Here is a 14,829-nt window from a genome sequence, read left to right as displayed (position 1 = left end):
GATTGTGTCCTGAGATACCGCCGATCAAGCCGCGGTATGACAATATCTTTTCTCCTTAGCCTCAACACATCTTGCCATGGTTACAGAATTTTTACTAATAACGTCAGTCATGTAATAATTAATAGGTTTGGCAGTTATAGGCTCATCTAATATCTTATCCTTAGAGCTAAATTTAGCAAACTTATTTTCTATAATCTTACCGATATCAGCAAATATGGGATATTCTTTAACAAGCTTTGTGCGTACTTCCTGTAAATCACTTACCCCAATATCCACTTGCAAATAATCAGCCAGCTCTTTAATAATTGCTATATCTTCTTTAGCTTTCCCTACAGGTGATACTGCCTTTTCGGCTATTTGCGGTCTACCTTCTAAATTCACGTAAATTCCACTCTGCTCAGTATAAGCAGCTGATGGTAAAATAACATCCGCTTTCGTAGCCCCAATATCCCCATGATGCCCTTGATATACTATAAAAGTTGATTTGAGCTTATCAAAATCAACTTCATCTGCTCCAAGTAGATAAGCAAGTTCTATATCCTTTAATTCATTAGCTCCAGTATTAAAACCAATATCAAGCCCCCCAACCATCGATGCATGATTATGAAGCATATTAAAGCCTTTCCAATCATCACGCATGATATTATATTTATCGACCATTTTATGGATCAGCGATAATATAACATATCCATCATTTCGCCCATAAACACCATCACCTATTATAATCATCGGATATTTTGCTGCTTTTAGTTCTTCTGCAAATTCATGCTTACCGGAAACTAGCTCTTCAATTACCTTGAGATCACTTCCTAAATCCTTAATTTTATAGGTTTGGTTATGTCCATCTCCTATTCTTGCTACTTTTAATGAACCTACTCGGACTCTTCCGCCTATTCTACTATTTAGAACTGGTGCTATCTGCCTTGGATTTGCTCCGATTAACAAGCATAAATCGGCTTTTTCAAGCCCCGCTATAGTAGTATTAAATAAGTAATTTCCTCGCTGCGTAGTATCAATTTTATAATCAAACTGATTAACACTATAATTATTACAACCGATTTTTTGTAAGAAAGTTTTAAGCATAAACATTGCTTCAACGGAAGCAAGAGCCCCAGCAAAAGCAACAATTTTTTCTAGCTTAATAGACTTAATTTTATCAGCTATTGCCTTTAAAGCTTCACCGAAGCTTGCAGGGACTAATTTACCATTTTTTCTAATGTAGGGCTGATCTAAACGCTGATATTTTAGACCATCATAACTAAAACGATTTTTATCTGAGAGCCACTCTTCGTTAATTTCCTCATTAACTCTTGGTAATATTCGCATTACTTCGTCGCCTCTGCTATCAATGCGGATATTCGAACCTTCAGCATCATGCACACCAATACTAGCGGTATGTTTTAGCTCCCACTTACGAGCTTTAAAAGCATAAGGTTTGGAATTAAGAGCTCCAACAGGGCAAATATCTATCATATTGCCGGAAATTTCAGAGTCCAAAGTTTGCTCTAAATAAGAAGTAACTTCCATATGCTCACCACGATGGATAGCCCCTATTTCTTCTATTCCGGCTATATCATTGGCGAATCTAATACATCTAGTACATTGTATACATCTGGTCATCGCTGTTTTAATCAGCGGTCCCATATATTTATCTTTAATAGAACGTTTATTTTCGTGGAATCTATTAGTGCCTTTACCATATTTAAAAGCCTGATCCTGCAAGTCACATTCACCACCTTGATCACAAATAGGACAATCAAGAGGATGGTTAACAAGCAAAAATTCCATCACTCCCTCACGGGCTTTTTTCACCATTGGCGTATTAGTATGAATAACCATACCATTACCCACAGGCATTGCACAAGAAGCTATCGGCTTTGGTGATTTTTCCATTTCAACCAAACACATACGGCAATTACCAGCAATTTTTAACCGCTCATGATAACAAAAATGTGGGATTTCTTTACCGGCTTTTGTGCAGGCTTGATAAACAGTAGTACCCTCCGGCACTTCTATTTCTTGACTATCTATCGTAAGTTTTATCATCTTTACTTAATCCAATAAGTCATAGGATTTGGATATGCTTGATCTTCTATCATATATTTAAAGCCGATAGCAATGCGTAATATATACCAAACAGCTAAAATAAAATATAATACTACGCCAATAATAATAAACGTAAATATAAAACATACAATCCATGCAAGAACGCTAAGGCAAAAAGTACGAAATAAGAATATATAATGGCTAGTGGCAAAATTATCGCCTTTATCCTTGTTGAGATATGCAAAAAACACACCTATTAAAGGTAATATCGGTGCTACTATTCCGCATAAATATAATATATATACTACTATTAAATTTTTCTTACCACTTTCGGTATATTCCTTAAGTTGTTTATCCATATTTTTACCTTATTATTTCTCTATTTCTAATTTCAACTTTTCTATTTCTTCTTTTGAAAGCTTAGTATATTTAATTATTTTTTCTACAGGTTCATTATCTTGTAGCATTTCTTTTGCTATTTCTATATTTCTTTCAGCTTTCCCTTCATTAAATTTACTTTTTTGGTTTAATTCCTCTGTTTGAGCAGCAAGCATAGCTTTAATATAATTATCATATTCTGCTTCACTCCAATTAAATTGTTCAATAGTTTTATAAGCTGACAATACTATTTCATCTTTAGTGTGTTTCGGTGGCTCTTTAGCTTTATCAAACTTAGCCATCATATATAACCAATCATCTTCTATTGTCTCAAGCTCATGTGCTTCCTTTTTAAATTTATCAAGTTCTACAAACACGTATGATAAGCACTTAAGTTGATTCTTACCATTACCAACATTAATAGTTTGATGATAACTAATACACTCTTTTTCTTCAGGCAATGCCTGAAATCCAGAAGTAATTACTATCATCACTACAGGAGCAAGGTCAGCATAGTATTTTCCTCTTTTCAATTGTGAAGAAAAAGCTATGCAACCATAAAATTGTACCCTTGCTAAAAAAGCATCGGCATAGCCATTTTGCATTTCAACAATATAAATATTGCCGGAATTATCTCTTACTTTTACGTATACTATACTTCTTTTATTCTGTCCTAAATCCGGTACTTGCTCGTTTGAGATATATTCAAGATCAATAATTCTTAACTCTTCCGGTAATCTCATTATATTGTTGAGAAAACTGATTAACCTTGCTTTGTCCGTAAACAATTTTTTAAAAGCCACATCATTCGTAGAGTCTAAATATCTTTGCATATTACTTTAAATTCTCTACCACAAAATGCATAATACTGCCATGCTTTATATAATTTATCTCATTATCTGTAAATATTTGCAATATTAAATCAATAGTTTGCGTTTCACCATTTTGTTTTTTTATAACACATTTAATTGGATTATAAGGTTTTATATGCTCATTTAAACCTATAATATCAATAAATTCTGATCCGTCTAATTTTAAATCAAAACGAGTCATATTATTTGTAAAAATTAGCGGCAATACTCCCATACCGACTAAATTTGAACGATGTATTCGCTCAAAACTTTCAGCAATAACAGCCTTAACACCTAGCAACTGCGGACCTTTTGCTGCCCAATCTCTTGATGAACCACTACCATATTCTTTACCAGCAAAAATTACCGCAGATACACCATTTGCTTTATAATCCATTGCTGCATCATAGATAGTTTGCTGATTGTTTTTCAGCTGATTTATAGTAAAGCCCCCCTCTACTCCGCTGCACATTTCATTCTTTATACGAATATTGGCAAATGTGCCACGCATCATTACTTCATGGTTTCCTCTGCGTGATCCGTAAGAATTAAAATCAAGAGGCTCTATATGATGATCTGTTAAATATTTAGCAGCAGGGCTAGTTTTACTTATACTTCCTGCAGGTGAAATATGATCAGTAGTAATAGAATCACCAAAAATTGCTAAAATTCGTGCAGATTTAATATCTTTTATACTATTCTTACTGCCTATATTTTCAAAATAAGGCGGATTGTTAATATAAGTACTGCTTTTATCCCAAGCATAGGTAGAGCTACTAGTTACCTCTAAACTTTGCCATTCTTTAGTTCCGCTAAATATGTCGGAATATTTTTCTACAAACATAGATGAATTAATGGAATTTGCAATTATTTCGTCTATTTCTTTTTTACTTGACCAAATATCCTTTAAATAAATATCTTGGTCTTTGTTATTTTTCCCTAATGGATGATTTGTTAGATCAATATTAAGGCTACCGCTAAGAGCATATGCTACGACTAAAATAGGCGAAGCAAGATAGCTAGCTTTAGTAAGCGGATTAATTCGTCCTTCAAAATTTCTATTGCCCGATAAAACAGAAGCAACAACTAATCCGTTTTTGTTAATAGTATCTTCTATTTCAGCATTTAAAGGTCCTGAATTACCGATACAAGTAGTGCAGCCATAACCGACCAAATAAAATCCTAATTGATCTAAATATTGATTAAGCCCGCTGCTTTTCAAATATTCCGTTACAACTTTCGAGCCAGGAGCAAGCGAAGTTTTAACCCAAGGCTTAACTTTTAATCCCTGCTCTATCGCTTTTTTAGCAAGCAAAGCTGCCCCAATCATCACAGAAGGGTTAGAGGTATTAGTACAACTAGTAATCGCTGCAATCACCACATCACCATTACCAATTTCGTAATTCTGATTTGCTACAGCATGTTTTGTATCAATACTTATATTATTTGAAGAAAAAGTCGGCAACTCTTTCTTAAAACCACTTGCTACATCACCTAAATTTACCCGATCTTGCGGACGTCTTGGACCTGCTAGCGAACTTGTCACTTCAGATAAATCCAACTCTAAAATATCAGTATATTCTGCTGCATGGTCAAAATTGCACCATAAATCTTGAGCTTTGGCATATTCTTCTACTAGCTTGATCTGCTCTTTATCTCTACCTGTCAGCTCTAAATATTTGATAGTTTCCTGATCAATCGGGAAAAAACCACAAGTAGCACCATATTCAGGTGCCATATTAGAAATGGTAGCACGATCGGCAATTGTCATAGCTCTAAGCCCTTCGCCATAAAACTCAACGAATTTACCTACTACTTTTTTCTTTCGGAGCATTTCAGTAATCTTTAAGACTAAATCGGTGGCAGTAGCAGTACCTGTTAACTTACCTGTTAGCTTTACGCCGATTACTTCCGGCAGAATCATAGTAAGCGGCTGTCCAAGCATTGCAACCTCTGCTTCAATTCCACCAACTCCCCAACCAAGTACCGACAGCCCATTTACCATGGTTGTATGGCTATCTGTACCAACTAAACTATCAGGATAAGCCACACCATCGCTATGCCACACGACTTTTGCTAAATACTCTAGATTTACCTGATGGCAAATACCTGTACCTGGCGGCACTACCTTAAAATTATCAAATGCTTGCTGTCCCCACTTCAGAAACTGATAACGCTCTATATTACGCTTCATTTCCATACTTACGTTCTTATCAAACGAGCTATCTGATGCATAAGAATCGACACTAACCGAATGATCTATTACGAGATCAACAGGGATAAGCGGATTAATTTTTAGCGGGTCACCACCTATCTTCTTCATTGCATCACGCATAGCAGCAAGATCAACTATAGCCGGTACACCTGTAAAATCCTGCATCAAAACCCTTGCCGGCATAAAATCTATTTCCGCATCGGATTTTTTATTCTTTAGCCATTCTTTGAATACCATCAAGTTTTGTTTTGCACCGGTACGTAGCACATTCTCAAACAACACTCTCAAACTATATGGCAGTTTCTTTAAAGGCAAATTGATATCACTTGCAGCTTTATTTATGTCGTAAATTTTATATGAGATATTATTAACTGATAATTCTTTAAGATATTCTGAATTATGCATCTTTTGCATATTTTCCTCGTTTGATATTCGTTATGATGTCATTCCGTGGCTTGTAGCTGTGGGGTCTTGGACCACAGACTGTATCCTAAGATCCCGCTACAAGTGAGTTAGATAACAGCTTATACCTAACCTTACCTCAAAACGTAGATTTTTAAAACAAATTAATACCGATATGGAAGATATTTATGTAGATTTTTGAAGAGTAGTGAGTTTGTTAGTTATTTCTGCTTCACTTAAAGTTGTAACGTTAGTAGCCGTTTCTGTAGCAATGTTAATATAACTTCCTGTTACTTCAGTTACACCATTAGCAATAAGATAAGTAATTTTCGGCTTGTGCATATCATCTATGTAAATCTGGACTAATCCGGCTTTTAGGCTAACAATCATTGGAGCATGACCTTGCAATACGCCAAATTCACCCTCTTCACCTGGAAGTGTTACCATTTTAGCCTGCTCTTCAAAAACGATATTTAAAGGCGTAATAATTTTAACGTTAATTGTTTCGTTCATAGGATAATTAGTTTGGTGTCCCCCGTGATCGGTTTTGTTGCATGGCTTGGTTTTTTCGTCATTGCGAGGAGATGCATAGCATCGACGCAGCAATCTCAGGACATTTTCACGAGATTGCCACGCTCACTTTGTTCGCTTGCAATGACGATTTAGAAGCCACGCAACAATACCAGTCAAGTCGTGGGCATTATGCTTTTAAATTTTTCGCCTTCTCTACAGCCTCTTCTATAGTTCCAACCATATAAAATGCGGATTCCGGCAAATCATCATATTTACCTTCTGTAAGCCCTTTAAAACCTGCTATGGTATCGGCTAAATTAACAAATTTCCCCTCAGCTCCTGTAAATACCTCAGCTACATGGAAAGGTTGCGATAAGAAACGCTGTATTTTTCTTGCACGTGAAACTGTCAGCTTATCTTCTTCAGATAACTCATCCATACCTAGAATAGCAATAATATCTTGTAAAGATTTATAGGTTTGTAATATTTGCTGTACTTTTCTTGCTACATTATAATGCTCTTCCCCAACAATCATCGGATCAAGCACCTGAGAAGTACTATCTAAAGGATCAACTGCCGGATAAATTCCAAGCTCTGCTATCTGACGGCTAAGCACCGTTGTTGCATCTAAATGTGCAAAAGATGTTGCCGGAGCAGGATCGGTTAAGTCATCTGCTGGCACGTATATAGCTTGTACAGAAGTTATTGAACCATGCTTGGTAGACGTTATACGCTCTTGTAATTCACCCATATCGGTTGCAAGAGTCGGCTGATAACCTACTGCTGAAGGAATCCTGCCAAGTAACGCCGATACTTCTGAACCTGCTTGCGTAAAACGGAAAATATTATCGACAAAAAACAAAACATCCTGACCTTGGTCCATATCTCTAAAGCTTTCCGCAATAGTAAGACCGCTAAGAGCAACTCTTGCTCTTGCTCCAGGTGGTTCATTCATTTGCCCGTAAACCAAAGCAACTTTTGATTTTTCAGGTTCTTCGAGATTAATAACACCTGAGTCGATCATTTCATGATAAAGATCATTACCCTCTCTAGTTCTCTCACCAACTCCAGCAAATACAGTATAACCACCATGAGCTTTCGCAACATTATTAATGAGCTCCATTATAAGCACGGTTTTACCAACCCCCGCACCACCAAACAACCCGATCTTACCGCCTTTAGTATAAGGAGCAAGTAAATCAACAACTTTAATACCAGTTACTAATATATTACGATCAGTTGATTGCTGAGTAAAGCTAGGCGCAGATTTATATATAGACGAAATGCTTGAGCCTTTAATCTTTCCTTTGCCATCAATCGGCTCACCTACTACATTTATAATACGCCCTAATGTTTCAAGCCCTACAGGAATACTTATAGGATTACCGGTATCTACTACTTCCATACCTCGAGTTAACCCTTCAGTTGAATCCATAGCAATACAACGCACTGTATCATCACCTATATGCTGGGCTATCTCTAGCACTATTCTTTGCTTATTGTTATAGCATTCAAGAGTATTCAAAATCGGCGGTAATTTACCTTTATTAGTAAATTTTACGTCAACTACCGCTGAAATAATTTGAGTAATTTTCCCGCTATTCTTTTTCATTTTTTTCTTTTGTTATAATTACCTAAAATCGTTATTATGGAATTAGAAGTAGGACGAAGATCAACTTCAAAAAGAGCAAGGAGTCTAAAGCCCTCGGAACGGAGCGTATACTTAATACGTGAGTACCGCAGAACTTATAAGACGACGTAGCCAATTTTTGAAGTTCATCGAGTCACACAGCCTCCGAACCCGCTATAATCTCTATCAACTCCGTAGTAATAATTGCCTGTCTTGATCTATTTAATTTTAACACTAGCTTATTAATTATATCATGAGCATTATTTGTAGCATTTTCCATAGCAGTCATTCTTGACCCTTCTTCACTTGCTCTATTTTGCAATAGGGCATAATTTATTTGCGAATTAACATATAAATTTATTAAGTTAGAAATTAGATTTTCCCCCTCAAATTCATAATTAGCTTCCTTAACTTCTGAATCATCATGATATTTTTCTACCGGTAAAATCTGCTGCTTTGTCATGATTTGAGTCATAGCATTTTTAAATTTATTGAAATAAATAGTACAGTTACTGATCTCTAAATTATAGGCTGCTGACATAATTTTTTCCTTTATTTGCCGCATTAAGTTTTCATCATGGACTTTTGGCAACTCAAAATAACTATCAATATAACTCGCATATTGTCTTTTTAAAGCTTCATAACCTTTTTTCCCGATAATAATAAGCTTGATTTTTTTGCCTTTACTTTTTAAGTTTTCAATATCACTTTTTACTTGTTTAATTATCATATAATTAAACGTTCCGCACAAGCCACGCTCAGACGTCATAACTATTAGCAAATTTGCTTTGTTGGTCTCTGTATTGAAAAATTTTTGTGCTTCTATAGGAAAGTCATAAATATCAGCAGATAATACAGTAGACATCATTTTACTAATAGCTTCAACATAAAAATCTGAATGAGCTATTTGATTTTTTATTTTTGTCAATTTAGAAGCTGAAACTAATTGCATAGCTTTAGTAATCTTCTGCGTAGATTTAACGCTTTTAATTCTAGTTCTTAGCTGTTTTAAATTTGACATGAAATTTTTCTTTTAATTCTTCTATGTCATTCCTAGCAACGGCGGGAATCCAGGCTTTTTTATTGTCACCCCATGACTTGTTCACGAAGTCCAAAAAATAAATAAAAATACTAATATTATTAGTATTTTTAACTGGATACCGTGGTCAAGCCGCGGTACGACACAATCACCCTAATTAGTTTTAATAAAATCTTTAGCAAAATTCTCTAAAAATATTTTTAATTTCTGTTCATTTTCTTCAGTGATACGCTTCTCACTTTTTATTGACTCTAAAATATCTTTTTGATTTTGCTTTATCTCACTAAGCATTTTTTCTTCAAATTCCTTAATTCTTTCTATAGGTATATTAATTAAATATTTTTTAGTTCCAGCATAAATACTTATTATCTGCTCTTCGACTGAAAAAGGATGATATTGTGCTTGTTTTAATATCTCAACAAGCCTTTTACCATGTTCGATTTGTGCTTTAGTGGCAGAATCTAAGTCTGAACCAAATTGTGAAAAAGATTCAAGTTCTCTAAACTGGGCTAGTTCAAGTTTTATCGAGCCTGCCACCTGCTTCATAGCTTTTATTTGTGCAGCAGAACCAACACGGCTTACCGAAATCCCGACATTAACAGCCGGTCTTATACCTTTATAAAATAGCTCACTTTCTAAGAAAATTTGACCGTCAGTAATAGAAATAACGTTTGTTGGAATATAAGCAGATACGTCACCTACTTGGGTTTCGATTATAGGAAGTGCCGTAAGTGAACCGCCGCCTTTTTCCTCTGACATCTTAGCGGCTCGTTCAAGTAATCTTGAATGTAAATAAAACACGTCACCAGGATATGCTTCACGTCCAGGTGGTCTTCTAAGTAATAGCGATATTTGTCTATATGCGACAGCATGTTTACTTAAATCATCATAAATAATAAGTGCATGCTTGCCGTTATCACGGAAATACTCACCCATACTACAAGCAGCATAAGGAGCAACAAATTGTAATGCAGCAGCTTCCGATGCAGTAGCCGAAACAATGATTGTATAATCCATTGCCCCAGCATCTTCTAATTTTTTTACTATCTGGGCAACGCTTGATCTTTTTTGCCCTATTGCTACATAAATACAATAAATTTTATCTTTTTCATTATTTAGTGAATGAGCTTGTTTTTGGTTAATAATAGTATCGATAGCTATTGCTGTTTTTCCAGTTTGTCTATCACCTATTATTAATTCTCTTTGTCCTCTTCCTATTGGAATTAATGAATCAATAGCCTTTATACCGGTTTGCACAGGCTCAATAACACTAGTTCTATCGATTATCCCAGGAGCTTTCATCTCAATATGGCGATATTCTTTGCTTTTAATATCACCCTTACCATCAATAGGATTACCAAGTGCATCAACAACTCTGCCAAGCAAAGCAGTTCCTACCGGTACTTCTAAAACTTCTTTGGTTCTTTTAACCTTATCACCTTGCTGTACCTGATTATCGTCACCCATAATCACAGCACCAACACTATCATTCTCTAAATTTAGAACGAGCCCTTTAACACCCGATTCAAATTCCACCACCTCACCGGATTGCACATTTGCAAGACCATAAATTTTTGCTATACCATCACCAACATTTATTACCTGCCCTACTTCTTCAAGCTCGCTTAAAGAATTAATATTAGCTATTTCTTTCTGTAATATTTCAGCTACTTCAATAGGTTTTAATTTCATATGGTTTATGTCTTTTAATATCTTGGTACAATAGTGTCATTCCTACGAAAGCAGGAATCTAGAAAAAAGCGAAATAAGTCGAACTTTTAATTTTAAGATTTTAGTATATTTGTATTTTACAATTGCTGGATTTCCGCCGTTGCTAAGAATGACATAAAGCCTAACCAGCAACCTTAATATCAACTTTCTTTAAACTTTTAGCTATCTTATCCAAACTACCTTTTATCGAACAATCTTGCAGTATACTATCATATTTGATCACGATTCCCCCTATAATAGTAGGATCTATTTCAAAATTTATTTTTGTTTCTTGTTTTAGTTCCTTTTCGATATTTGTTTTAACCCAGTCTTGTTCTTTTGGCTGCAATTTACTTGCAGAAATAACCTGCACTATTTTAATATTCTTGTTTTCATATAATAATTTACTATATATGTTTGCTATATCTGCTAAGATAGAAGTACGGGAATTTTTTATCAACAATAATAAGAAATTTTGCATTATTTTGCTGATTTTAATATTTTTTACCAGCGAATTAATCACGCCAATTTTATCAACTTTATTTACTATAGGGGAAGATAACAGCTCTTTGACCTCTATATTATCCTCAATAATGCTATTCACTAGATTAATTTCTTCTAATATCTTATCTTGAGTATTATCAGATTTAGCATTATCAAATAACGCAACTGCATAATTCTGAGTTAAAATATCTTTATTCATAGCTTAATACTTTGCACATTTTATGTTTATATTATAATATATCGGATAATATTTTATATTGCATTGATATTCTTTAGAATTTTCTAAAAGCTCTTGTATATCTATATTAGATTCTATTTGGTTCTTCTTAACCTCACTTACGTAATTCGCATCCAGCTTAGGCTGGCTAACACATTTTGAACGCATTTCATTGTTGAAATAAGGAGTAAGAAAATAGGCTAACTTATAACATATAAAAGTCTTTTCTGTTGTAGAATAATTATTATCAAAGTCAAAATCAACTTGAAAATCTTTTGATAGTAACTCATAAACAATCAGAGTTTGAGATTTTAATGATAATTGATTCTCAGATTGAGTACTTAGCTTAGGCATCTTCCACAAAAGTACTAATAAAGAACTTACTACATATACTGTAAAAATTATTACCACAGCAGTAATTAAAATTTTTGTTATTTTATGTCTACTAAATGCACTTAGCTCTTTATAAAATAACGTTTTTTTAAGATAAGCACAGCTGATTGCCATAAAAATTACCCCATAGCTACTTGCATATCTTTTAACACAACCTAAATCAATTCCACTAGGTGTGGAATATATCGTATTTGCCATTACTATATATAAATATAGTCTCCAAGCTAAAAATATAATAAAGCATAAAATGGCAGTAATTACTAAAATTAAGAAGCTTTTTAAATATTGAGGTTTATATTTATGTATGCTAATTCCAGTAAGCAACAAAATACCATAAATACATAAAAATGATTTTTTTCCTAACGTTTTAAAGACAATATTAACATAAGAGGATGTTATATTAATAGTTTTTGCTTCCTTATTAAATAATGAAGAAACAATTTTTACAAATTGATCTAGAGAATGCGGCTCTCTTCCTAGAGCTACGTGAGATTCAACATACATAAACCAAAGATAATTTGTTAAAAATGGTAAAATTAATAATATTATTAATACCCCAATTTTTACACTCAAGGACTTTAATTTTTCATTATCATCTATTAACAAATTACAAAAAATCATTATAGAAGCAAACCACGACAACCATAAACCTACTTCTCTAAATAACGGCATAAATAATAAAATAGGCATTACCATTAATAATGCTTTATATTTATTATCTTCCAATATGAAAATAACTAATACTGACGAAAAAATAAATGCTATCAAACCATCATTATAAATTGCTCGCAGTACAAAACTTTCTTGAACAGGAAAGAGCAAAACTAGCGATACTAATAAAATAGTTTGTACAAAATATTTATTTGCCATTAATGGTGCTAAGAATAGCATCTGTAAAATAAAATGACTTAACAATAAATCATTTTCAGAATAGCCAGGGAAGTATAACATAAAATAATGAAATATACTTGGACCCCGAGGATAATGTATATGAGAAGGTAGAATAGAGGTTAAACTATTTTGTGGGAATATATCGTTATAGCTTATCAATTCTTTAGTGTATACCCATATATTGAGATAAGTAGTATGCAAAAAGAGATAATAACTAAAAGTAATAGCCGTTAAAACGCAAAGTTCTATTTTATACTGAAGAATGTTTGATCTTAATTCAGCAAATTTATATAAATCATATATAAGAGCTACTATACCTATAATAGTTATTAAGCAAGTGGCATAATATAATATTCCCGTTACAGAGCATAAAGTTAAGATTGCTACCAATATAGTAGTTACTATAGGCAAAAAAAACGTAAATCTAGTTTTAAATATATTAGCAAAAAATCCCGCTAGCCCCAAAATACTTAATAAAGGTAATATTATCATAAATTATAATTAAATATGTATTGCCCTATCGTAAGCAGCTAGCACCGACTCGTGCATCATTTCCGATAAAGTCGGATGCGGGAATATGGTGTTAATTAAATCTAGCTCTGTTCCTTCTAAATTCTTTGAAACTACATATCCCTGTATTAATTCGGTAACTTCCGAGCCTATCATATGAGCTCCAAGTAATTCACCGGTTTTAGCATCAAATATAGTTTTAATTAAGCCATCAGCTTCGCCACCAACTAGAGCTTTACCATTCGCCATAAAAGGAAATCTGCCAATTTTCAGTTCATGACCTAAGGCTTTTGCTGCTTCTTCTATCAAACCAACACTTGCTATTTGCGGTGAAGAATAAGTGCAACCAGGGATATTATGCTTATTGATAGCATGAGGTTTTAAGCCTGCTATGCTTTCTGCTGCAATAATACCCTCATGGCTTGCTTTATGTGCTAAACAAGGTGCACCTGCTACGTCACCTATTGCATAAATTCCTGCTTCAGCTGTTTGCATTAAGCCGTTAGTAACTATATAGCCGTTTTCTACTTTAACTTTTGTTTTCTCAAGTCCTAAATTTTCAGTATTTGCTACAATACCTACTGCCATAAGCAGAATTTCAGCTTGTAATTTTTGTGTTTTACCAGCTAGCTCTAGTTCGATTTCTAAACCATCTTTTGATTTTGTTTGCTTAATTAGCTTAGCATTTGTAATAATTTTTATGCCTTTCTTCTCAAAACTTTTATGGGCAAGGTTTGAAATCTCTATATCTTCCACCGGTAATATTTTGCTATGAGCTTCAATGACTGTAACATCCACCCCAATAGCATTATAAAATGAGGCGAATTCTATACCAATTGCACCTGAACCTACAATAATCATAGATTTCGGCACATGCTGCGGTATCATGGCTTCCTTTGAAGTCCAAATTTGTTTACCATCTGGCTCAAATCCTTTTAAAACTCTAGCTCTTGCTCCGGTAGCTATAATAATATTATCTGCTTTTATTTTAAGGTTATCATCAATATTTATTACCTTATTTGCTTCAAGCTTTGCTACTCCATCTATAACAGTAACTTTATTTTTCTTAAGTAGCATTTTAACGCCGCCGGCTAGTTTATTTGAGATTTCTCTGGAACGCTCGACTATCTTCTTAATATCGATTTTAGCAGAACCAGCATCAATTCCATAATCTTTAGCGTGTTTTATATACTCAAACACTTCAGCAGATTTAAGCAAAGATTTTGTCGGAATACATCCCCAATTAAGGCACACTCCACCCAAATGCTCTTTCTCTATTAATACAACTTTTTTCTTTAATTGTGCTGCTCTAATTGCAGCAACATATCCGCCAGGTCCACCACCTATCACGGCTATATCATACTGTTCCATTTTATTTTTTTACTTCGTTGGTTTGTTTGTTTTGGTTACTTGGTGTCATAGACATTAACGTCATTGCGAGGATAGGCAAAGCCTCGACGTGGCAATTTCATAAAACAGTACTATACTCCTGAGATTGCCACGCCACTTTCAGTGGCTCGCAATGACGGA

General features: G+C 34.1%; 11 protein-coding genes. All 11 read right to left on the bottom strand.

Annotated features, from left to right (window positions below; all coding sequences use genetic code 11):
- Nucleotides 1-24: 24 nt before the first annotated feature.
- Nucleotides 25-2,046, bottom strand: a complete 2,022-nt coding sequence (nuoG, locus tag ACICQC_RS00575) for an NADH-quinone oxidoreductase subunit NuoG (RefSeq protein WP_395477023.1) — start codon at nt 2,044-2,046, stop codon at nt 25-27.
- Between the two features lie 2 nt (nt 2,047-2,048).
- Nucleotides 2,049-2,405, bottom strand: a complete 357-nt coding sequence (locus ACICQC_RS00570; protein ID WP_395477022.1) for a DUF4870 family protein — start codon at nt 2,403-2,405, stop codon at nt 2,049-2,051.
- 12 nt (nt 2,406-2,417) lie between these two features.
- The gene (locus tag ACICQC_RS00565; protein WP_395477021.1) at nt 2,418-3,257 is read right to left on the bottom strand and encodes an Rpn family recombination-promoting nuclease/putative transposase; all 840 of its coding nucleotides are present in this window, start codon (nt 3,255-3,257) and stop codon (nt 2,418-2,420) included.
- 1 nt (nt 3,258) lies between these two features.
- The gene (acnA, locus tag ACICQC_RS00560; RefSeq protein WP_395477020.1) at nt 3,259-5,904 is read right to left on the bottom strand and encodes an aconitate hydratase AcnA; all 2,646 of its coding nucleotides are present in this window, start codon (nt 5,902-5,904) and stop codon (nt 3,259-3,261) included.
- A 174-nt stretch (nt 5,905-6,078) separates the two neighbouring features.
- On the bottom strand, nt 6,079-6,405 hold the full coding sequence (locus tag ACICQC_RS00555) for a F0F1 ATP synthase subunit epsilon (protein WP_395477729.1): 327 nt from the start codon (nt 6,403-6,405) through the stop codon (nt 6,079-6,081).
- Nucleotides 6,406-6,592: 187 nt separating this feature from the next.
- A complete protein-coding gene (atpD, locus tag ACICQC_RS00550; RefSeq protein ID WP_395477019.1) occupies nt 6,593-8,017 on the bottom strand; it encodes a F0F1 ATP synthase subunit beta in 1,425 nt (474 codons plus the stop codon).
- Between the two features lie 172 nt (nt 8,018-8,189).
- Entirely contained in the window at nt 8,190-9,056 is an 867-nt protein-coding gene (gene atpG, locus ACICQC_RS00545; RefSeq protein ID WP_395477018.1) for an ATP synthase F1 subunit gamma, read from the bottom strand.
- Nucleotides 9,057-9,227: 171 nt separating this feature from the next.
- On the bottom strand, nt 9,228-10,766 hold the full coding sequence (atpA, locus tag ACICQC_RS00540) for a F0F1 ATP synthase subunit alpha (RefSeq protein WP_395477017.1): 1,539 nt from the start codon (nt 10,764-10,766) through the stop codon (nt 9,228-9,230).
- 160 nt (nt 10,767-10,926) lie between these two features.
- Nucleotides 10,927-11,487: an ATP synthase F1 subunit delta gene (atpH, locus tag ACICQC_RS00535; RefSeq protein WP_395477016.1), complete on the bottom strand. Its 561-nt coding sequence runs from the start codon at nt 11,485-11,487 to the stop codon at nt 10,927-10,929.
- A 3-nt stretch (nt 11,488-11,490) separates the two neighbouring features.
- Nucleotides 11,491-13,281 (bottom strand): hypothetical protein, encoded by a 1,791-nt coding sequence (locus ACICQC_RS00530; protein ID WP_395477015.1) that lies wholly within the window; start codon nt 13,279-13,281, stop codon nt 11,491-11,493.
- Between the two features lie 9 nt (nt 13,282-13,290).
- Entirely contained in the window at nt 13,291-14,670 is a 1,380-nt protein-coding gene (lpdA, locus tag ACICQC_RS00525) for a dihydrolipoyl dehydrogenase (RefSeq protein WP_395477014.1), read from the bottom strand.
- Nucleotides 14,671-14,829 lie beyond the last annotated feature (159 nt).

Origin of the sequence: Rickettsia endosymbiont of Pantilius tunicatus (genome assembly GCF_964291875.1) — a bacterium.
Lineage (GTDB): Bacteria > Pseudomonadota > Alphaproteobacteria > Rickettsiales > Rickettsiaceae > Rickettsia.
Note: the sequence above shows the minus strand (reverse complement) of the source record. Positions and strands in the feature narration are given on the sequence as shown.